Source organism: Dissulfurimicrobium sp. (assembly GCF_049968175.1).
Taxonomy (GTDB): Bacteria; Desulfobacterota; Dissulfuribacteria; order Dissulfuribacterales; family Sh68; genus Dissulfurimicrobium; species Dissulfurimicrobium hydrothermale.
Map to the genome: position 1 here is coordinate 16654 of NZ_JBMFRG010000015.1, position 19704 is coordinate 36357.

Sequence of the window (19704 nt, forward strand, 5' to 3'; positions counted from 1 at the left end):
TTGTCAGTTCTTCAATACGAACCTTACGTCTAGCCCCATCACGCCCCATCCTTCTTCGAAGACTACGAGCGGATTTATATCCATCTCGACTATCTCGGGGAACTCCGTCACGAGCCCCGAGACCTTGAGGAGTGTTTCGGCTATCGCGTCGATATCGAGACGTCTTGTCCCGCGGGCGCCGTAAAGGAGCCCTGCCGAACGTATCTCAGAGATCATCTCAAGGGCCTCTTCTTTTGAGAATGGGGCTATACGAAATGAGATGTCCTTTAGAATCTCAACATATATACCCCCGAGTCCGAACATCACAAGGGGTCCGAACTGCGGATCTCGGTTCATGCCGATTATGACCTCGGCATCTCCTTTTATCTGTTTCTGGACGAGGCATCCCCATATTTCGGCGTCAGGCATATAACGCTGGGCCCGGAGCGTGATAAGGTCAAATGCATCGCGCACCTCCCTGGCGTCTTTTATATCAAGACGCACGCCGCCAATATCTGTCTTATGGAGTATGTCGGGGGAGGCTATCTTCATGACCACCGGATAGCCTATCTCTTCAGCGGATTCTACAGCCTCCTGCGGATTTTTGCAGAGCCTGGATGTAGGTATTTGAAGTCCGCATGCTGAGACGATCTCCCTTCCCTCAGCCTCGCCCAGTTCGGCCCTGCCTTCATTTTTTGCCTTTTCTATAACAGCGCGTATCCTGTCGCGGTCAAGGGTTGCCTGTTTCGGGATGTGAATAGGTGTGTCTTTCCATCTCTTTTGGTCCCACATTACCTTCAAGACAGCTACGGCCCTTTCAGGCGTGATGAAGTTTGGGATATTGCCTTCCTCAAGGATCTTTTGGGCAGTTTTAAGGTTTTTGTCCCCGATGAAACAGGCTATGACGGTTTTTTTTGCGACCTTTGCCATCTCGACCACCACCCTTGCCGTTTCATCGGCCTGGGTCATAATCTGAGGGGTCAATATGACGATCAGTGCATCGACTCCAGGGTCTTTTGTAACTAGTTCGAGTGCTGTTCTGTAGCGTTCAGCCAAGGCATCCCCAAGGACGTCAACCGGGTTCAAGACGCTTGCCGCGGGCGGGAGTGCCATGGAGAGGGCGTCCATCACATCTCTGCTCAGGCGAGCGAGTCTTAGGCCTGCACGTTCGATGGCATCCGCTGCCATTATTCCAGGACCGCCGGCATTGGTCACTACGGCTATCCGATCCCCTGAGGGTAGCGGCTGTATAACCAGGGAGGCGGAAAAGTCAAAGAGGTCTGTGATAGACTCGGCCCTGATGATGCCCGATTGCCTGAATGCCGCCTCATAGGCCTTTTCGCTCCCTGCAAGAGTCCCTGTGTGTGAGCTTACCGCACGCGATCCAGCGCCAGTCGACCCCGATTTTATAGCGACAAATGGTTTTTTTTTCGTAAGGCGCCGGCTTAGCTCCATAAACCTTGCCCCGTCGGTGATGCCTTCGAGATATCCCATCACTATCTTGACATGGGGGTCATCTATCCATGCCTCCATAAAATCCAGTTCATTAAGGTGCGCCTTGTTCCCCAGGCTAACAAACCTCGAAAATCCAAGACCTGCGGAAAGAGATATGTCTATTATTGACGTGCATAGGGCGCCCGACTGGGACATGAATGCCGCCTCTCCCTTAAGGGGCATGGATGCAGCGAAGGATGCGTTCATGGGCGTTATGGTGTCTATGACGCCGAGACAGTTTGGACCAAGGATCATCATATGGTGTTCTTTTGCGATATTTGCCATTTCAATCTCCCGAAGGAGCCCTTCATGGCCTGTCTCTCTGAAGCCTGCCGATATTACGACCGCCGCGCCGACCCTGCATTCGCCGCAGGCCCTGAGGGCGTCGAGCACAAAATCTGCTGGTATGGCTATTATCGCAAGGTCTATCGGCTCTTTGACGGCCCTGATGTCGGGGTGGCTTTCGATGCCGAGGACTGACTCGGCTTTAGGGTTGATTGGATAGATGGGGCCTTTGAAACCGCTTGCTACGAGATTTTTAAGTATCTCATGGCCCAGTTTGCCTGGGTGAGCCGATGCGCCTATAAGGGCGATGGCCTGTGGAGAAAACAGTTTCTCAAGCATGGTCCCTCTCTTGCCTTTCTGTCTCAGTGCCCGCAAGGTTTTGTTTTATTAGGCGTTGCACCCTGCTTGCAAGTCCCTTCTGTATGTCGTCTTGCATCATCAGGACCGTCTTTTCAGGGTCTTTTGCATCCCTGATCGGCCTTCCGATGACTATGTGGTCCGCCCCGTTTGCCATGGCGTATTTTGCAGTGACGACGCGTCTCTGATCGTCTCTCGTAGAATTTTCAGGCCTTATCCCAGGGGTCACGATGAGGAAATTCCACCCAAGCCGTTTTCTTAGCATAGCGGCTTCAAGGCCTGATGCCACGACGCCGTCGCAGCCGAGCGATAAGGCGGATTTTGCACGTTTATAGACTAGCTCATCGAGCGCCCCTTTAAAACCGAATTCCAGCATGTCTTCGTCTGAGAGGCTCGTCAGCACCGTGACGGCAAGGACCTTGGGCCCTTCCCTGGCACAGGCTGCCGCATCCACCGCCGCTTTTACTATCGAGGAATCGCCGTGTACAGTCGTAAATTCTATGCCTCTGCCCTGAAGCTGTCTTACGGCCCGCGCAACCGTTCGCGGGACATCGAAAAATTTTAGATCCAGAAATATCTTGTGACCCCTGGCTGCTATCCATTCCACCATGTCAAATCCGCCGGCAAGGAAAAGTTCCAGGCCTATTTTGTAAAATCCGACCTGCCCTTCAACGAGTTTTACCCATGACCTTGCCTCTTCCGGCGTGTCGACATCTAGGGCAAAGATAAGACGGTCCCTCAAGGGGATATCGTTTGGTATCGCAGCCATCCGCAGTTTATCCTTTTATTCTTCATATCATGCCGGAAATTTCAAAGTCAATAGACTTCGTATACCATCCCTCCTTGACGTGCAAAATCCGGTGTGTTATTAGCTTTTTTGTTCAAGGGGCTGTAGCTCAGCTGGGAGAGCGCTTGAATGGCATTCAAGAGGTCAGCGGTTCGATCCCGCTCAGCTCCACAATTCAGGCATTAGGGATGGCCCTGAAGGGGTTTTCCCCAAGAAACACGCCTCTGTCGTATGATTATTGGCCTTCTTGTGCGGCAGGGGCGTTATAATTGAATTCATTTTTTAGTCCTTGCATACCACTTTGAGCTGTCGCCACTATGATCGATCCTTTAAATAAACGCACGGCCGTCGATGATTCGAGGTCTCGAGAGGCGGAATTGATATTAAAAGCCTCAAAGGAGATCATGGTCAAATTTATTGAATGTGGACGTGTAGGCCCCTCTTCTTTTGAAGAAACATTCCAAATGGTGTTCGCTTCTATAAGTAAGGCGGTTTCTGGATACATGCACAGAGACCTGTCAGACAGGGATTAGGTCGCGCCTTTGACTGTCTTGGGCAGGTCCCTTTATCGCCTTTACTCCTAGTTATCGCCTCTTAAAAATAAGTCCTGTGCATATCCTCATTATAAAAATGAGTGACAGTTCATTTTTGCCTTGACATCTTGGCGAGAGTGTTATATTGATATATGTGATTTTTGGTGCAATCGTAAGGATGATTTGGATCGTTTTTTCTTGCTTGACATTTTATACAGAAAGAAATAAAAGAATCTAAATCTATGATCCATTGAAATAGCATATCTGGTGAATTTGGGTGCAATCATGAACAGCAATTCATGATTGCGGTCTTTTGTTGCAACAAAGGGGGTGGCATGATGAGTGGGTTTGAGACCATAGTCATGTATCTGGGTATGTCTTTATTGGCCATCGCGGCGATGCTTGCCATCTCTGCAGCGCTTGGTCCGTTGCGTCCAACTCCAAATAAAAGAAGCACATATGAATGCGGCGTCCCGCTTCTCGATCCGGCAATCAAGCGTTATGATGTCAAATATTATCTAGTGGCAGTGCTGTTTCTCGTATTTGATCTAGAGACAGTCCTTATATATCCCTTGGCCGTTAGATATCGCGCCCTGGCTCAATATGGCTGGGGTGTTTTTTTTGAGGTCTTCATATTTGTCGCAGTTTTGTTGGCGGGTCTTTTTTATGCCATAAAGAAACGTGCGGTGGAATGGGAATAAGAGGGAGAATCCAATGGGGCTACAGGCATACAGCGGTTCTGGGTGGATACTTACCAAGCTTGAAGATCTGATTAATTGGGGTCGCAAGAGGTCGCCGTGGCCGCTTCCTTACGGCACCGCCTGTTGCGGTATTGAGATGATGTGCGCGCTAGCCTCAGGTTATGATATGGCAAGATTCGGTGCAGAACGTCCAAGTTTTTCACCCCGCCAGGCGGATGTCCTTATAGAGGCAGGGACGATCACTAAAAAGATGGTCCCGATATTAAAAAGGATATATGACCAGATGGCTGAACCGAAGTGGGTGATAGCAATGGGGGCTTGTGCATGCAGCGGAGGCGTCTTCAGGACCTATTCCACGCTCCAAGGCATAGATAAGGTCATCCCGGTTGACGTCTATGTGCCAGGCTGCCCACCCAGACCCGAAGGTCTTTTGTACGCCCTTATTAAGGTTATGGAAAAGATCGAAAAGGACCATCCTCTCAGGAAGCAGTTTGATCAATTGAAGCTGGGGGTCGACAATGGAGCTTAAAGACATGATCAGGGGGTGTCTTGGGCCATTAGCTGTGGCCATCGATGAATTTCGTGGGGATTTGAGCGTGGAGGTACCAAAGTCACACATAATAGACGCCCTCCGCCGCCTTAAGGATGACCCTGGACTTGGTTTCGATTTTTTGAGCGACCTCTTTGGTGTGGATAATTCTGAGATTTATAAGAAAAAGACCGCCTCTAAAAAACCAGGCGATGAGGGCCCAGAGACGCCTTCTGAGAATGACATGCCTTCGCCGCCACGTTTTGATGTGATCTACCTTCTGTTGTCATTAAAGACAAACAGGCGTCTGCGGGTTAAGGCGCGGATAGCTGAAGATGATCCAGTGATCGATAGTGTAACCTCCATATGGAAGGCGGCCACATGGCCGGAGCGGGAGGTGTTTGATATGTATGGTATACGCTTTAAGGGGCATCCTGACCTTAGAAGACTCCTGATGTGGGATGAGTTTCCGGCCCACCCCCTTAGAAAAGATTATCCGCTTGAGGGGATGGGGGAGGAAAGGTGCCTAATTTACGAATAAATCCTGAATTCCTTCAAAGGAAGAAGGGCGGTTGGGTTTGTTAAGGTTTGTTCGTAGGCTGGTGTTTTTAAAAACGGAGGGTAAAGGTGTTTCAAGATTCTTCTCTGTCAGGCCATTCTACTGGTGATTATGTCAAAATAAATATTGGGCCGTCTCATCCGGCCATGCACGGCACTTTGAGGGTTGTAGCCTGGACCGACGGGGAGACCGTCATAAAGGCAGATCCTGAGATAGGCTATTTGCATCGCGGCGTGGAAAAGATGGGCGAGTCGCTTACGTATCATCAATTCATCCCACTTACTGATAGATTGAATTACTGTTCCGCCATTTGTAATAACGTTGCATATGAGATAGCAGTGGAGAAGTTGCTTGGCATTGAGATACCAGAAAAGGCCCAATTGATCCGCATTATAATGATGGAGCTTGCAAGGATAGCCGATCACCAGGTTTGTGTCGGCATCCTTGGCGTTGACCTCGGTGCATTCACGCCGTTTTTTTACCTGATTATCCAGCGCGAAGAGATATATGAAATATTTGAGTGGTATAACGGTGCTAGGCTTACCAATACATTCGGTCGTATAGGAGGGGTCGAGGCGGATCTGCCTGACGACTTTGAACAGAGATGGAAGGAGTTGAGGCCTAATCTTTTAAAGGCGATAGACGAAACCGATAAGCTCCTTACCCATAACCGCATCTGGATGGACAGAACTATAGGGGTTACCGCCTTTTCTCCGGAGGACGCCCTGAATTGGGGGTTTACAGGGCCTTGTCTAAGGGCCTGCGGGGTAAAAAGGGACCTTAGAAAAGACGAACCTTATTATATGTATGATAAGTTCGCCTTTGAGATCCCAGTAGGAAGGCATGGGGATGTCTTTGACCGCTATATGGTGCGCATGAGGGAGATGGAAGAGTCCATAAAGATTATTGACCAGGCATACAAGATGTATAAAGAGCTCCCGCCTGACGCCCCACTTATGGCAAAGGTGCCTAAGGTTATAAAGCCCCCTGAAGGTGAGGTGTACAGGGCGATCGAATCGCCGAACGGCGAGCTTGGTTTCTTTATAAAAAGCGATGGTTCTGATAAGCCTTACCGTATAAAGATCAGACCGCCTTGCTATATGGTCTATCAGGCGTTCCCTGAGATGGTTAAGGGCGAGATGATCGCTGACCTTATAGCCTGTCTAAGTAGTTTAAATGTCATTGCAGGCGAGTTGGATCGATAAGGGGGAGGAGATCTGTCAATGGATGATTGGTTGATAGCTTTGATAAAGGTTGTGTTCATCTGGGTCTGGGTACTCCTTATCGCAGTGGTTATGACCTGGGTTGAGCGCAGAGGGGCGTCAATGATCCAGGACCGCCTCGGACCTAACCGGGCGGGGCCGTTTGGGCTGTTTCAGCCACTTGCGGACGGTATAAAACTCTTTACCAAGGAAGACATAGTGCCGGAGAACGCGAGGAAGATACTGTTTAATCTCGGCCCTGTTCTCTTTGCTTTGCCAGCCTTTTCGGCTTACGCCGTAGTGCCCTTCGGAGACAAGATTGTCATCGGAGGAAAAGAAATAATCCTGCAGGTGTCTGATATTAGTGTTGGTTTTCTGTATGTGGCCGCTTTGGGGGCAATGGCTGTTTACGGAATAATAGTGGGCGGTTGGGCGTCAAGTAACAAATATTCCATACTCGGCGGTCTTAGGTCGACGGCACAGCTTATTTCTTATGAGGTTCCATGGGGCCTTGCACTTCTTGCGATAACTTTCGTATATGGAACCTTCAGCTTGAGGGAGATAGCACTTGCTCAGCAAGGTACGTTCCTCGGATTTTTGCCCAACTGGGGGATATTCAAACAACCTTTGGGTTTTATCATTTTTATGGTGACAGCCTATGCTGAAGCAAATCGTGTACCTTTTGACCTGCCAGAGGCGGAAAGCGAGATCGTCGCTGGCTACCATACTGAATATGGTTCCATGCGGCTAGGACTATACCTCTTTGGCGAATACGTAAATCTCTGTACCCTCTCAGCTCTTATGGTGACGTTCTATTTCGGCGCATGGCATCTGCCTTATATAAATATGGCCGCCTTATTGGGACCTATATCTTATGGCATTGCCTCATTTGTCGTCTTTTTCCTGAAGGTTTCATTTTTTCTTTGGTTGTTTGTATGGGTCAGATGGACTGTGCCGAGATTTAGGTATGATCAGGTCATGGGCCTTGGGTGGAAGGCATTGATACCTTTGGCCCTTATAAACCTCTTTATAACGGCGTTGGCCATTCAACTTACCATATAAAAGAAATAGGAGCAGATCTTATGGCCAAACCAGTTGTGGAAAAGAGATATACCTGGGGCGAGCGTGTCTATCTCCTTGAGATACTAAAGGGTATGGTGCTTACGTGGAGGCATTTTGTTTTTAACTTTAGGGCATCATTCAGACCTGGGCCGCATACGGTCCCTACGACATGGCAATATCCGGAGGACAGGAGGGAGATATCCCCTGTATTTCGGGGGGAACATATGCTCCTACTGGATGAAGAGGGAAGAGAAAAGTGTATCGGCTGTGGGATATGTGCAAAGACGTGCCCTGCAAAGTGCATAACTGTAGTGAACGCCAAGGTTCCTGAGGACCTGCAGAGTCATTATGCAGGGAAGACGTATTCCGCATCTTTTAATATAGATCTCCTGCGGTGCATCTTTTGCGGGTTTTGTGAAGAGGCCTGTCCTAAAAACGCCATAGTGCTTGGTCAAGGGTACGAGCTTGCACGTTATACAAAAGATGAATGCCTGCTTACCAAGGAAAGGCTCCTTGAAAATTATAGGCGCGCCAAGGAGTCAGGCACGCTTAAGTCACCGCGTAAGCCAGCTGTTGCGGCGGAACCAAAGGCAGCGGGTCCGACCGTCCCTGATGCTGCTGTGAAGAAGGCAGCCGGAGGCGTCGAATCCAAAGGCAATGCAGCGACATCGCCGAATAAGCCCAAGAAGAAGGCCGTTCCAAGAAATGTGTCGACTGCTCCTAAATAAGGTGCTTGATTTAGGCCGCCAGGGATCTTGGTTTTATTAATATTAAGGTATGTGGTGAGTGATATGGATCTATATTTTTGGATTTTTGCAGTCATGGCGACTGGCGCTGGTATTTTTATGATAACGTCGCGAGATCCTCTGCCGAGTGCTTTGGGGCTCCTTACGGTCTTTATCGCACTGGCGAGTCTTTATCTCCACCTGAACGCCCCATTGGTGGCCATTTTCCAGGTGACGATCTATGCAGGGGCGATATTAGTGCTTGTTGTATTCGTCATAATGCTCCTTATGACACCTGGAGAAAGGTTCGGCGAGAGACAACACAATGTCTCTTATCGGATACTTGGAGCTATATTGAGTTTTTGTACAATGATACTCATCGGGCTCGGGCTGAAGGGCATATATGACCTTGTTGGCGAACAAACCCTGCCCGAGGGCTTTGGTAATCCGGGGCAATTTGGCTATCTTTTTTTCAACAATTTTTTACTCCATTTTGAGGTAGCGTCGGTCCTTCTTCTGGTTGCCTTGATAGGGGCAATATATATCGCCAAAAAGAAATTGTAGGTGAGAGCCGCATGGAAACAGTTACATTGAATCACTATATAATCTTGTCATCAATTTTGTTTGGGTTGGGAATAATTGGGTTCGTGACGAGACGGAACGCCTTGATAGTCTTTATGTCGGTTGAACTCATGCTGAACGCCGTCAACCTGATGCTCGTGGCGTTTTCTAGGTTCAGGGCTGATCTGTCCGGCCAGGTAATGGTCTTGTTTATATACACAGTAGCGGCCGCAGAGGTGGCGGTAGGCCTTGCGTTGCTTATTTCTCTGTTTCGTCATATGAGAACGGTGGATTTAACTAAATTTAATATCTTAAAGGGGTAAGACCCCGCCTGCACAGGGAGTTTTGCATGGAAGGATATATCTGTCTGATACCGTTTTTTCCACTATTGGGTTTTGTTTTAAACGGTCTGTTTGGCAAAAGGCTGGGCAAGACGTTTGTCTCTTATGTCGGCTGCGCAAGTGTAGGTCTTGCCTTTCTCGTTTCCCTACTTGTTGCTAATGATGTCTTCTCAAGACTCCCCGAACATAGGCAGCTTATTCAGACCCTCTGGAGCTGGATATCTGTCGGTGATTTTCATATAGACCTTTCTTTCATGGTCGATCAGCTCTCCTGCGTGATGATATTGGTCGTGACAGGGGTTGGTTTCTTGATCCACATCTACAGCATCGGGTATATGCATGAAGATGAATCGTATTGGCGATATTTTTCTTATCTCAATATGTTCGTCTTCTTCATGGCCATGCTGGTCCTTGGTGCAAATTATGTGGTGATGTTTGTAGGTTGGGAAGGGGTAGGGCTTGCATCGTACCTCTTGATAGGTTTCTGGTATCGCGGGAATCAGAATGCCGATGCAGGCAAAAAGGCCTTTGTTGTGAACAGGATAGGCGATTTTGGTTTTATTCTTGGGATGTTCTTGATGTTTGTCACCTTCGGTTCATTGTCATATCTCGATGTCTTTCCTAAAGCGTTCCACCTCTATGAGAGTGGGAGACTTGCTGTTGATAATCCCGTGGTCGTGGCCATATGTCTTCTTATGTTCCTCGGCGCTACGGGAAAATCCGCACAGATACCACTTTATGTCTGGCTCCCTGACGCAATGGCTGGCCCTACACCTGTTTCGGCCTTGATACATGCAGCTACGATGGTCACGGCGGGTGTCTATATGGTGGCGAGATCCAATATCCTTTATACGTTGGCGCCGACCGCCCTTCTGGTTGTGGCGCTGGTGGCTGCTACTACGGCGCTTATGGCGGCTACTATCGGGATAATGCAAAATGACATCAAAAAGGTCCTGGCCTATTCGACCGTGAGCCAGCTTGGCTATATGTTCATGGGTGTCGGTGTGACTGCATATTGGGCCGGGATATTCCACCTGATGACCCATGCCTTTTTCAAGGCATGCCTCTTTCTTTGTTCCGGCTCCGTTATACATGCTATGGGTGGCGAACAGGATATGAGAAAGATGGGCGGTCTATCCAAAAAGATGCCGATTACATATGTAACCATGTTGATAGCTACGTTGGCCATCGCTGGGATACCGCCGTTTGCTGGTTTTTTCAGTAAAGACGAGATCTTGTGGAAGGCATTCAATTTCCCTTATTTTCCGCAAATCGGCAAGGTTATCTGGTTTATGGGCGTGCTTGGTGCAGGCATAACTGCCTTCTATATGTTTAGGCTTATTTTTATGACCTTTCATGGCGAGTTTCGAGGTACCAAGGAGCAGGCCCACCATTTGCATGAGTCACCATACTCTATGACAGGTCCACTCATAATCCTGGCCTTTTTGTCACTAACAGGTGGCTGGCTGGGCATATCACCCCTTATTGGGAAGAGCCTGGGCGGTGGCATACCTAATATGCTTGAACATTTTCTTGATCCTGTTTTTGAACATTCCCAGCATATCATCGCATCCGCAACCATTGCACCGCATTATACCCATTCAACAGAATGGGCGCTTATGGCCCTCTCTGTATTGATTGCTGCGGCCGGTATAATAGGGGCATTCATCGTCTACATGAAAAAATTCCCAGAACTACCTGCGCAGCTGGCAAAGACCTACAGCCTTCACTACAACCTTGTTTACAACAAATATTATGTTGATGAGATATATTATCTCTTGGTTGTCTGTCCAGTATACTATCTTTCTGTATTTTTGTGGAAGATCGTCGATGTATTCTTAATAGACGGTCTTGGTATAAATGGTCAGGCATGGCTTGTGCAACGTGGTTCGAGTGCCGTCAGGAATATCCAGAATGGCGGACTCCAGACATATGCCGCCTTTATGTTGATAGGACTTGTAGCCATGCTTTGGTATTTTTTAAAGATGAGTTGATGACATCTTCGGTTGGTTTGAGCAAAAATAAGAAACAAGGGATTGACCTATGGATAACCTTTTGACTTATGTAATTTTTCTGCCTCTAATGGGAGTAATACCGATCCTTTTTATTCCCCAAAAAAGTGACGAAGGAAAAGATGTTATAAGGGGGATATCTTTTGTTACCTCAATATTGGTTTTCCTGGTATCGCTTAGGATCTTCGCAGGATTTGACGCCAAACAGGCCAGTTTCCAATTTATTGAGCAATATCCATGGATTCCAAGCTACGGGATAAACTATTTTGTCGGCCTGGATGGTCTGTCTTTCTGGCTTGTTTTGCTCACCACATTTCTTACACCGCTTACGATCCTTTCGACATGGAAGGCGATAGACAACAGGGTTAAGGAATTTCAGGTAGCGATGCTTGTCCTTGAGACAGCCATGCTTGGCACCTTCGTTGCGCTTGATCTTTTCCTTTTTTATGTCTTTTGGGAGCTCATGCTTATCCCAATGTATTTAATAATCGGCGTATGGGGTGGCGAACGTAGGATTTATGCGGCCATAAAGTTCTTTATATTTACCGCGGTTGGTTCTCTTCTCATGCTTGTCTGCATAATCGGGCTCGTGTATTTCCATGCAGAGGCTACAGGACACGTCACCTTTAACCTCTTGTCATTATATGGCACCCATCTTCCTTGGATATATGAAGTCCTTTTCTTCGCCGCTTTTGCACTGGCTTTTGCGATTAAGGTGCCTATGTTTCCGCTCCATACATGGTTACCTGATGCCCACGTCGAGGCCCCAACAGCCGGTTCCGTTATACTTGCTGGTATTCTTCTCAAGATGGGGACATATGGTTTTTTAAGATTTGCAATGCCTCTCTTCCCATATGGATCAAGCTTCTTTACCCCTCTCATAGTCGTTTTGTCTATTATTGGGATCATCTACGGCGCCTTGGTGGCCATGGTGCAGCCAGATATCAAAAAGTTGGTTGCATATTCATCTGTGTCGCATCTCGGTTACTGTATGCTGGGCCTGTATGTCTTGACACCGCAAGGGGTTGAAGGTTCCATTCTTCAGATGATAAATCACGGGCTTTCTACAGGGGCACTCTTTCTCTTGGTAGGAATAATATATGAACGCCGCCATACCAGGCTCATTTCTGAATATGGCGGCATTGCCAGGATTATGCCGATCTACAGTACAATTTTTTTGATAGTGACCCTTTCTTCAATAGGACTTCCCTCAACTAACGGATTTATAGGCGAATTTTTGATTCTGCTAGGTACGTTTAAGGTCAATAAGCTTGCTGCTGTGCTTGCGGCATCGGGTGTGATTCTGGGTGCCGTTTACATGCTCTGGATGGTACAGAGGGTCTTTTATGGAGAGGTAACAAATCCAAAAAATTTAAGACTTCCCGATCTTAATATCAGGGAATTCAGCTATCTCGTACCGCTTCTAGTCTTTATTTTCTGGATAGGTCTCTATCCAAACTTCTTCTTGGATAAGATACACAATTCTGTGGGTGGTTTTATCGACCAGGTTAGGATAGAACAAAAAGTTGATCCTGCATATTCATATAATCTCAACCTACCAGCAAAGAAAATCGAGGCCGGCCTCGAGACCCAGGAGTAATATATGAACGGATTGGAACATGTCTTTAGTATAATGCAGTTATGGCGGATAGCCGGTGGCCAGATTATCCTCCTTGCTGTTGGTGTAGTGTTGATTTTTATAGATTTATATCTTGTCAACAATGATGGCAAAAAGCGTATCTCATGGCTGGGATGGCTGTCCGCTATCGGGATTTCGGCCGCCCTTGGCCATGTGGTCTATAGAGAATGGCATTTGACCAGCATCATCCTGATGGGCGTCTTTTCCATGGAGAAATTTTCAGTATTTGTAACAGCGGTTGTCTTGACGTCCGGGTTGTTGGCTACGTTGATAAGCATCGGTTATTTGCAAAACAACAAGCTTTATAAGGGCGAGTATTTTATCCTCCTTGTATTTGCCCTCTATGGGGCGGTTGCCATGGTGCAAGCCGTGGACCTTTTAATGATGTTTATAGCCCTTGAGATCATGTCAATTGCGGTATATGTACTTGCCGCCTTCTTAAAAGATGACCCCCTTTCTCAAGAAGGGGCGCTGAAATATTTCCTGCTTGGAAGTTTCGGGTCAGCCTTTTTCCTCTTTGGAATGGTATTGATCTATGGAATAACAGGGTTTGTAAACCTTACTCATGTTGCCGTCATCCTTTCTAATAATTCTAATAATCTCTTTGATAGGCCGGAAGTATTGGTTGCACTGGCCATGATTATGGCCGGTCTCCTCTTTAAGATGGCTATGGTGCCATTTCATATGTGGACACCTGATGTATATGAGGGCAGTCCTGCCTCTGTTACAGGTTTTATGGCGACGATGGTCAAGGCGGCCGCATTCGGTGCCTTTATGAAGGTGCTTTTTGTTGGGTTTACCCCCATGTTAAGTGACAGCGGTAATCCAGCCCTTTGCTCTACCATTAATCTTGCGGCCTTAGGGCTGTATTGGAAGCCTGTCCTGTGGTGGCTTTCGCTGTTGACTATGTTTTTTGGCAATTTGCTTGCAGTCTCCCAACAAAATTTAAAGCGCATGCTTGCTTATTCTTCCATAGCCCACGCCGGGTATATGGCGCTTGGCATACTTGCCGGTAATGACGAGGGCCGCATGGGTGTTCTTTTTTATCTTTTATCATATGCCTTGATGAATATAGGTGCCTTTGGTGTGTTGTATATCATTGACGGGAATGAAAGGGGTGCGCAGACGCTTGAAGATTATAGAGGGCTTGGCTACAAATATCCAGGTCTTAGTTTTCTTATGTCCCTTTTTTTGGTCTCTATGGCTGGATTGCCGCCTACGGCCGGATTTATCGCCAAGTTTTATGTCTTTTCCGCAGTGATAAAAAATGGTTATCTTTTATTGGCTGCCCTGGGCATACTGACTAGTGCGATCGGAGCATATTACTATCTAAGGGTATTATATATATTGTACATGAAAGAGCCAGCCAGAGAGGTGTCGGCTGGTGCGGTAGCCTTGCCGTCCATGCTTGTGCTGGTTGTTGCGGCCATTGGCGTTCTATATTTGGGTGTCCTGCCTGAAGGGCTTGCAGACATAGCATATGCGGCCCAAAAGAGTTTATCTATAATATTTTAGGGATATTTTTTGTCGGAGTTTGGGCCGTATGCTTGACAAATTGTAGCATAGAATTACATTCAAAAATTGTTTAAGTTAATTGTCACACAAATAGATTGAATGCTAATTTAAGAAGGCTGCATACTTGATTGTCGGCAGTCGGAATATGGAGGAATAAATGAAGATTGAAGAGATAGAAAAATTGAAAAACGAGGGCGTTGAGCACCTTCCTTCAAAAGAAAGACGTGATTTTTTACGGCTAGGTTTGGTTGTGACAGGTGTCTTTGCAGGAGGCTCGATTCTTTCATTGATGTCTGCAAAACGCGGTCATGCAGATGTCGAAGGGATTGTATTAAAACAATACAGCTATAAACCTCATTACAGCATGGTGATACGTCAGGATCGTTGCATAGATTGTCAGCGTTGTATGGATGCCTGTGTAAAGACCAATCACGTGCCGGATTATGGTTATAGGACAACGATTTTAGAAAGGGAGTTGGTTATCGGCCCTGGTTCAAAACAGCGGGAATTCATGCCTGTATTGTGTAATCACTGCAATCGTCCTCCATGTGTTAGAGTTTGTCCCACCAGGGCCACATATAAAGACAAAAAGACCGGTATAGTCAGAATGGATATCAAAAAATGTATAGGTTGTAAGACATGCATGGCTGCCTGTCCATATAATGCGCGTTATTTCAATGAAGAGATGCGGGCGATCGATAAGTGCGATTTTTGTTGGGAAAATAGGTTGTCAAAAGGTGAGACCCTGACCGCCTGCGCCGCAGCTTGTCCGGCTGATGTAAGAATCTTCGGGGACATCTCAGATCCTTCAAGCAGGGTTTATAAATTAGTGCATGAACCAGAGAGGGTGGTTTGGGTATTGAGACCTGAGACAGGGACCTTGCCTAATGTATTTTACACAAAAGGTTGATTAAAATTCTATCGATTTTATTGGACGCAAAACGAATAAATAAAACAGAAAATGCGAGGATGTGATCCATGAAAAAAATGATCGTAGTAGTTATATGTTCGATTTTTATTTGTTTATCGGTATGCCTTTCATATAAAATAGTTTTGGCTGGTGACGACGATGAAGGGGGAGGCCCAATACTTTTTACAAAACCTGTCAAGGCAGTACTTTTTGATCATAAAACGCATCTTGGTTTCGGCTATAGTTGCGAAGATTGTCACGATAAACTTTTTGAAGAGGCAAAAGGTACGGCAGAGGAAAAAGGAGATTTTACAATGAAATCGCTTTATGCCGGAAAATATTGCGGTGCGTGTCATAATGGCGAGACCGCATTTGCTTCAAATACAAAGTGCGCTGTTTGTCATATAGGCGTAAAGGGTATGAATCGTCTCACTAAGACCGGTAAAAAATAATATCAAACGGTCTTTACTTTTAAAACTTTAAAAAATTTTTAATTGATCTAAGACCCAGCTTCATGCTGGGTCTTATTTTTGGTCTTAATTATCTCATTTTAACAAGATTTTAAATTCAAAAATTTTTTTAGTACCGGTTTTTGAAAGCGGACCGCTCTCCGCTTTCAAATCCGGTTGTCTGTTATCCTCGTCTATTTTTTATGTGTTATCCTAAGTTTTTTATCAAGCAAAAATAATGCCAAATCTGATTTCTATATTTATTTTTTTAATTAAATCAATAGAATAATTAGCATATAGATTTAAATTAACAAATTTAATTTATAAAATTATAAAATTTTAGGCTAAAATTGCGCCACTTTTATAAAATTTTAGGCTAAAATTGCGCCACTTTTTCTTTTATAAAATTTAAAAAAAAAATTTGAAAAAATTTTCGGGATTATTTTGCGTCGTCTATTATTTTTTAATAAATTTATTTTAAAAATTAATAATTTTAATTAAATCAATAAATTATTGAATTTTTTTTTAAGATTATGATACATATTAAATGTGTATTTTATAGATATTTAAATTTAAATTTTTATTGACAATTATAACTTATAATTTATATTTTTTATAAAAGAGATCTTTAAGAAAATTAAAGAAAGGGGGTGCTGATATTAAGATAAATAAAATAAGATCTCTTCCAAATTTGTTTTGCCCGGCCGCTACCGGGGGGTTCTTGAAGGAGGTGCCAACAAATGTTTAAAGGTCTGTTTTTCCTCGTCATGTGGATAGGTTGTGCGTCACTGCATACCTATTTTGATCTAAAGGTCAAACCAGTGCTTAGTGAAAAAAATAAAGCAATGGAGTGAGACCTATAAGTAACTTAAAGTAATTTATTAAAATTTAAATCTTTAAGAAGGAGTGTTATCCTATGTCCGACGTAAAGACCGCTACATTAGACAAATCGCTGGTCGCAACATCAAGGGCCTATAATGCCGCAATAGCAATATTCGGCCTTTTAGCTGCCATAGGTGTTGCTTTTGGAATCGATGCCTTCATAGTTGGCCATAATCATGTCTATGGCGTAACCAGAGAGGTACCATGGGGTCTTTTGATCTCTACCTATGTTTTTTTTGTTGTCACATCGACCGGGTTGTGCCTTGTTTCGTCGATAGGGCATGTCTTTGGCACAGAGAGTTTTATGCCCATAGCCAAACGATCGGTTTTCCTGGCAATAGCAACTATTATAAGCGGTTTTATGGTTATTGCATTCGAGATAGAAAATCCCTGGCGAATGGCTATCTATAACGTGATTTCTCCCAATTTGACTTCAAATATTTGGTGGATGGGCACGCTCTATGGTGCATATCTTTTCTTCATGTTGATAGAGTTCGCCTTGCTGCAAATTGGACGCTACAAACAGGCATCCATGGTTGGGCTCTTAGGTGTTATTTCAGGTGTTGCCGCCCACAGCAACCTTGGCGCAGTCTTTGGGTTGCTTGCCGCGCGTGAATTCTGGCATGGTCCGCTTATGCCGATCTATTTTATTGCATCAGCCATGATGTCAGGCTGTGCCGCGGTCCTGTTTTTTACCTGGATAGCCTATAGGGCAAACGGATGGAAGATGAGCGTTGCAATGGAACGGTCTCTTTCTGCAACAGGAAAGCTCGGTTTGCTATTAATGGCCGTCATAATGTTTTTTACTTCATGGAAGATACTTGCAGGTATTGCTGGCAAGCCGCCTGGAGAGTATGAGGCTATGCAGGCCATATTAACAGGTAATTATTCCTTGAATTTTTGGGGCGGGGAGATATTACTCGGCATGGTTCTGCCTTTCATATTGATCTTAGCGGTAAAGGCAAAGAATCTCAAGGTCATGTTTTTTGCAGGGGCACTTTGTCTGATAGGTATCTTTTTTATGCGCTATGATTTGGTCGTTGTTGGACAGATCGTGCCCTGGACAGAAGGTATGGGGATAGTAGATATGCCGCGATATTTTTCTTATACTCCAAGTTTCTATGAGATCATGATAACCATAGGCGGCTTTAGTTTCTGTGCGATGCTCTTTCTCATGGGAGAAAAACTCTTTAATGGACATCTGTCTGAGGAACATCATGGATAGCCTCTTGGGATGTGCTGTGAGAAGGATTGACGAGGCGGCTGCTACGCCTATTTATTCAATAGGCATAGCAGCCTATTTGTTGGATATGCATCCAAAGACATTACAGATGTTGGAGACCGAAGGTCTTGTTTATCCAAAATATAACGGATTTCTTAGATTATTTTCACAAGCCGATATCTATTGGCTTAGATGCCTTACGGCCATAATATATGAAATCGGTGTGACATTGCCTAGTTTAAAGAGATTGCTCCAACATACAACATGCTGGAAAATCTTAAATTGCAAAACTGAAACCAGGATGAGCCGTAAGGTCATAATGGGTGACAATCCTGCGATATGTTATACAGAAAGTCCCGGACACCCTCACGATATTTTGGTTGATTGTGCTATTATATCAAAGATTTCAATGAATTGAACGTTAAATGCCGTATGGAATGGGTCTGCATTGTGTTTTAGTCAGACCCATCCTTTTTCCAAATCGCTGCACCGCACAGTTCCGTGAGTCTTGTCAGAAATATCCCTTCAAGCCTATTGGAATGCTCTTCCGTTTTATTTATTTGCTGTCGCTGGTATCTCTTTATGGAAATTCCAACCAATGTCTGATCCGTGAGATTTGTGCGGGCACCGAGGACAAGCTTCCCAATCAAGTCTGACGATGGGAGGTTAATTTGTGACCAATTCCTGTCATCCATAAGCACAGTCTTGTCGTTGAATATAGCTTCTTCTGCATAAGCGCGGCAGCCGAAAAAGATCTTTTGTTCATTGAAATTTTGTTTAAATATGTCTTTTAGAATACCAATTGAGTAAAGCCATATTTCATCTTTATTTCCAAATAGTTCAGTTTGGTTAGATGTTTTTTTTAGTAAAATTTCGGCCTGTTGGTCTATTGTTTTGCCATAAGGACATCGATTTTCGTAGTTTAAAAGTGTCCATTCAAAAAGTTTTAGCAAGAGGAAAATTGCCGTTATTTTATCTTGTTTATTTTCTAATTCGCCTAAAAGAAGTCTTGAAAGCTGAGTTATTGTATTTGCTATATCATTGGGTAAATGATCTTTGAATATTTCTTCATCATATTTGCTTGTAAATGAAACTATTCCTTCTTCTTTTGCTATTTTTGCTATAAAATTAGTTAATAAAATTTGTCCAATTTTTTGCCATTTATTAAGATTATCATATAATATATTTGTTAGTGCTATTTTAAATTTATAATCTTTTTCATTTATTATAGTATTTAATTTACTTTTTATTATTTTTAATTCCATAAAATTTTAGTTAATTTATGTTTTATTTACTGTCCAACCCATAGGTACACAAATGATAGGACATGGTAGTAATCTTATTACTTTTTCTACAGTACTTCCAAAAAATATTTCGTCTATTTGCCCTATGCCCATGCTTCCATATCCGCCCATAATTATCATATCGGCCTGTAATTCTCTTGCCTTTATTGCTATTTCTTGGAAGGGTCTTCCATATGATACAATTGTGTCTTTGATAAAATTATTTTCTGATAATTGAGATAAAAAATTTCTGAAAGATTGTTTTGCTTGATTGATTAAGCGATCTTTAACCTTTTCGATTGGCTCTTTTATATATTCTGCAATATGTTCAGCATATTTAGAATTGATAACATAAATAAGTATGACATCTGCTTTCCAGATTTTGACAAAATTTTTTGCATAAATTATGCTATTTTTTGCACAATCTGAAAAATCAACTGGTATTAAAATCATTGATATTTCCATAGACAGTAATTCTCCAAAAATTATTATTTATTTTTTGATGTGCTTTTTAATCTTGTTCTTTTTTATTGAAGTTAATTTTGAATTAAGCTCATTAATTTTATTCTGTAATGTAGAGATATTATTTTCTATATCTTCAAATTGCTCTAATGCTAAAGCATTAGTTAAATCTTTCCAGGCTAATAGTAATTCATTATATTCTATTGGAATATTAT

The 19704-nt window shown here is 44.3% G+C and carries 20 protein-coding genes and 1 tRNA gene; 16 read left to right on the forward strand and 5 right to left on the reverse strand.

What is annotated here, in order from left to right:
* Nucleotides 1-3: 3 nt before the first annotated feature.
* Together ACP5SG_RS03120 and pyrF are read right to left on the reverse strand one after the other, a co-directional pair.
* Nucleotides 4-2097, reverse strand: a complete 2094-nt coding sequence (locus tag ACP5SG_RS03120; RefSeq protein WP_237889386.1) for an acetate--CoA ligase family protein — start codon at nucleotides 2095-2097, stop codon at nucleotides 4-6.
* Nucleotides 2090-2884 carry an orotidine-5'-phosphate decarboxylase gene (gene pyrF, locus ACP5SG_RS03125; RefSeq protein ID WP_237889388.1) on the reverse strand — a complete coding sequence of 265 codons (795 nt, stop codon included), beginning with the start codon at nucleotides 2882-2884 and terminating at the stop codon, nucleotides 2090-2092. The genes ACP5SG_RS03120 and pyrF overlap by 8 nt, the downstream gene beginning before the upstream one ends.
* A 116-nt stretch (nucleotides 2885-3000) precedes the next feature.
* Between pyrF and ACP5SG_RS03130 the strand changes: the two genes are divergently transcribed.
* The 16 genes from ACP5SG_RS03130 (at nucleotide 3001) to ACP5SG_RS03205 (ending at nucleotide 18162) form a co-directional block, all read left to right on the forward strand.
* Nucleotides 3001-3073 (forward strand) — tRNA-Ala (locus tag ACP5SG_RS03130).
* A 697-nt stretch (nucleotides 3074-3770) separates the two neighbouring features.
* Nucleotides 3771-4136, forward strand: a complete 366-nt coding sequence (locus ACP5SG_RS03135) for an NADH-quinone oxidoreductase subunit A (protein ID WP_237889390.1) — start codon at nucleotides 3771-3773, stop codon at nucleotides 4134-4136.
* A gap of 13 nt (nucleotides 4137-4149) precedes the next feature.
* Nucleotides 4150-4665 carry an NADH-quinone oxidoreductase subunit B gene (locus ACP5SG_RS03140; protein ID WP_237889392.1) on the forward strand — a complete coding sequence of 172 codons (516 nt, stop codon included), beginning with the start codon at nucleotides 4150-4152 and terminating at the stop codon, nucleotides 4663-4665.
* Nucleotides 4655-5206, forward strand: coding sequence for an NADH-quinone oxidoreductase subunit C (locus tag ACP5SG_RS03145; RefSeq protein WP_237889394.1), 552 nt, complete (start codon nucleotides 4655-4657; stop codon nucleotides 5204-5206). Before ACP5SG_RS03140 ends, ACP5SG_RS03145 begins: the two co-directional genes overlap by 11 nt.
* Nucleotides 5207-5292: 86 nt before the next feature.
* Nucleotides 5293-6429 carry an NADH-quinone oxidoreductase subunit D gene (locus ACP5SG_RS03150; protein WP_237889396.1) on the forward strand — a complete coding sequence of 379 codons (1137 nt, stop codon included), beginning with the start codon at nucleotides 5293-5295 and terminating at the stop codon, nucleotides 6427-6429.
* A gap of 18 nt (nucleotides 6430-6447) precedes the next feature.
* On the forward strand, nucleotides 6448-7488 hold the full coding sequence (nuoH, locus tag ACP5SG_RS03155; protein ID WP_237889398.1) for an NADH-quinone oxidoreductase subunit NuoH: 1041 nt from the start codon (nucleotides 6448-6450) through the stop codon (nucleotides 7486-7488).
* Between the two features lie 20 nt (nucleotides 7489-7508).
* Nucleotides 7509-8216 (forward strand): NuoI/complex I 23 kDa subunit family protein, encoded by a 708-nt coding sequence (locus ACP5SG_RS03160; protein ID WP_237889400.1) that lies wholly within the window; start codon nucleotides 7509-7511, stop codon nucleotides 8214-8216.
* Nucleotides 8217-8279: 63 nt separating this feature from the next.
* Entirely contained in the window at nucleotides 8280-8777 is a 498-nt protein-coding gene (locus ACP5SG_RS03165) for an NADH-quinone oxidoreductase subunit J (RefSeq protein WP_424661132.1), read from the forward strand.
* Nucleotides 8778-8788: 11 nt separating this feature from the next.
* The gene (gene nuoK / locus ACP5SG_RS03170; protein WP_237889404.1) at nucleotides 8789-9097 is read left to right on the forward strand and encodes an NADH-quinone oxidoreductase subunit NuoK; all 309 of its coding nucleotides are present in this window, start codon (nucleotides 8789-8791) and stop codon (nucleotides 9095-9097) included.
* A gap of 26 nt (nucleotides 9098-9123) precedes the next feature.
* On the forward strand, nucleotides 9124-11109 hold the full coding sequence (gene nuoL / locus ACP5SG_RS03175; protein ID WP_237889406.1) for an NADH-quinone oxidoreductase subunit L: 1986 nt from the start codon (nucleotides 9124-9126) through the stop codon (nucleotides 11107-11109).
* 49 nt (nucleotides 11110-11158) lie between these two features.
* Nucleotides 11159-12727, forward strand: a complete 1569-nt coding sequence (locus tag ACP5SG_RS03180) for an NADH-quinone oxidoreductase subunit M (RefSeq protein ID WP_237889408.1) — start codon at nucleotides 11159-11161, stop codon at nucleotides 12725-12727.
* Between the two features lie 3 nt (nucleotides 12728-12730).
* Nucleotides 12731-14281: an NADH-quinone oxidoreductase subunit N gene (locus ACP5SG_RS03185; protein ID WP_237889410.1), complete on the forward strand. Its 1551-nt coding sequence runs from the start codon at nucleotides 12731-12733 to the stop codon at nucleotides 14279-14281.
* 157 nt (nucleotides 14282-14438) lie between these two features.
* Complete coding sequence (locus ACP5SG_RS03190) at nucleotides 14439-15191, forward strand: 4Fe-4S dicluster domain-containing protein (RefSeq protein ID WP_424661131.1); 753 nt, start codon at nucleotides 14439-14441, stop codon at nucleotides 15189-15191.
* A gap of 68 nt (nucleotides 15192-15259) precedes the next feature.
* Entirely contained in the window at nucleotides 15260-15643 is a 384-nt protein-coding gene (locus ACP5SG_RS03195; protein ID WP_237889414.1) for a cytochrome c3 family protein, read from the forward strand.
* A gap of 913 nt (nucleotides 15644-16556) precedes the next feature.
* Nucleotides 16557-17747: an NrfD/PsrC family molybdoenzyme membrane anchor subunit gene (gene nrfD / locus ACP5SG_RS03200; protein WP_237889416.1), complete on the forward strand. Its 1191-nt coding sequence runs from the start codon at nucleotides 16557-16559 to the stop codon at nucleotides 17745-17747.
* Nucleotides 17740-18162, forward strand: a complete 423-nt coding sequence (locus tag ACP5SG_RS03205) for a MerR family transcriptional regulator (RefSeq protein ID WP_428121896.1) — start codon at nucleotides 17740-17742, stop codon at nucleotides 18160-18162. Before nrfD ends, ACP5SG_RS03205 begins: the two co-directional genes overlap by 8 nt.
* 37 nt (nucleotides 18163-18199) lie before the next feature.
* On the opposite strand, the gene ACP5SG_RS03210 is transcribed toward ACP5SG_RS03205, so the two are convergent.
* The 3 genes from ACP5SG_RS03210 to ACP5SG_RS03220 all read right to left on the reverse strand — a co-directional run.
* Nucleotides 18200-19009 carry a hypothetical protein gene (locus ACP5SG_RS03210; protein WP_237889420.1) on the reverse strand — a complete coding sequence of 270 codons (810 nt, stop codon included), beginning with the start codon at nucleotides 19007-19009 and terminating at the stop codon, nucleotides 18200-18202.
* Between the two features lie 15 nt (nucleotides 19010-19024).
* The gene (locus ACP5SG_RS03215) at nucleotides 19025-19492 is read right to left on the reverse strand and encodes a universal stress protein (RefSeq protein WP_424661130.1); all 468 of its coding nucleotides are present in this window, start codon (nucleotides 19490-19492) and stop codon (nucleotides 19025-19027) included.
* A 27-nt stretch (nucleotides 19493-19519) separates the two neighbouring features.
* A partial coding sequence (locus tag ACP5SG_RS03220) for a hypothetical protein (RefSeq protein ID WP_428121903.1) occupies nucleotides 19520-19704 on the reverse strand: 185 nt, incomplete at its 5' end.

What these genes read in the sequence shown, in the direction of transcription:
- ACP5SG_RS03120 (WP_237889386.1), bottom strand. Translation starts at nt 2,097, where the DNA reads ATGCTTGAGAAACTGTTTTCTCCACAGGCCATCGCCCTTATAGGCGCA.
- nrfD (WP_237889416.1), top strand. Translation starts at nt 16,557, where the DNA reads ATGTCCGACGTAAAGACCGCTACATTAGACAAATCGCTGGTCGCAACA.
- ACP5SG_RS03165 (WP_424661132.1), top strand. Translation starts at nt 8,280, where the DNA reads ATGGATCTATATTTTTGGATTTTTGCAGTCATGGCGACTGGCGCTGGT.
- ACP5SG_RS03140 (WP_237889392.1), top strand. Translation starts at nt 4,150, where the DNA reads ATGGGGCTACAGGCATACAGCGGTTCTGGGTGGATACTTACCAAGCTT.
- ACP5SG_RS03145 (WP_237889394.1), top strand. Translation starts at nt 4,655, where the DNA reads ATGGAGCTTAAAGACATGATCAGGGGGTGTCTTGGGCCATTAGCTGTG.
- ACP5SG_RS03160 (WP_237889400.1), top strand. Translation starts at nt 7,509, where the DNA reads ATGGCCAAACCAGTTGTGGAAAAGAGATATACCTGGGGCGAGCGTGTC.
- nuoK (WP_237889404.1), top strand. Translation starts at nt 8,789, where the DNA reads ATGGAAACAGTTACATTGAATCACTATATAATCTTGTCATCAATTTTG.
- ACP5SG_RS03215 (WP_424661130.1), bottom strand. Translation starts at nt 19,492, where the DNA reads ATGGAAATATCAATGATTTTAATACCAGTTGATTTTTCAGATTGTGCA.
- ACP5SG_RS03190 (WP_424661131.1), top strand. Translation starts at nt 14,439, where the DNA reads ATGAAGATTGAAGAGATAGAAAAATTGAAAAACGAGGGCGTTGAGCAC.
- ACP5SG_RS03210 (WP_237889420.1), bottom strand. Translation starts at nt 19,009, where the DNA reads ATGGAATTAAAAATAATAAAAAGTAAATTAAATACTATAATAAATGAA.
- ACP5SG_RS03180 (WP_237889408.1), top strand. Translation starts at nt 11,159, where the DNA reads ATGGATAACCTTTTGACTTATGTAATTTTTCTGCCTCTAATGGGAGTA.
- ACP5SG_RS03185 (WP_237889410.1), top strand. Translation starts at nt 12,731, where the DNA reads ATGAACGGATTGGAACATGTCTTTAGTATAATGCAGTTATGGCGGATA.
- nuoL (WP_237889406.1), top strand. Translation starts at nt 9,124, where the DNA reads ATGGAAGGATATATCTGTCTGATACCGTTTTTTCCACTATTGGGTTTT.
- ACP5SG_RS03195 (WP_237889414.1), top strand. Translation starts at nt 15,260, where the DNA reads ATGAAAAAAATGATCGTAGTAGTTATATGTTCGATTTTTATTTGTTTA.
- nuoH (WP_237889398.1), top strand. Translation starts at nt 6,448, where the DNA reads ATGGATGATTGGTTGATAGCTTTGATAAAGGTTGTGTTCATCTGGGTC.
- ACP5SG_RS03135 (WP_237889390.1), top strand. Translation starts at nt 3,771, where the DNA reads ATGATGAGTGGGTTTGAGACCATAGTCATGTATCTGGGTATGTCTTTA.
- ACP5SG_RS03205 (WP_428121896.1), top strand. Translation starts at nt 17,740, where the DNA reads ATGGATAGCCTCTTGGGATGTGCTGTGAGAAGGATTGACGAGGCGGCT.
- pyrF (WP_237889388.1), bottom strand. Translation starts at nt 2,884, where the DNA reads ATGGCTGCGATACCAAACGATATCCCCTTGAGGGACCGTCTTATCTTT.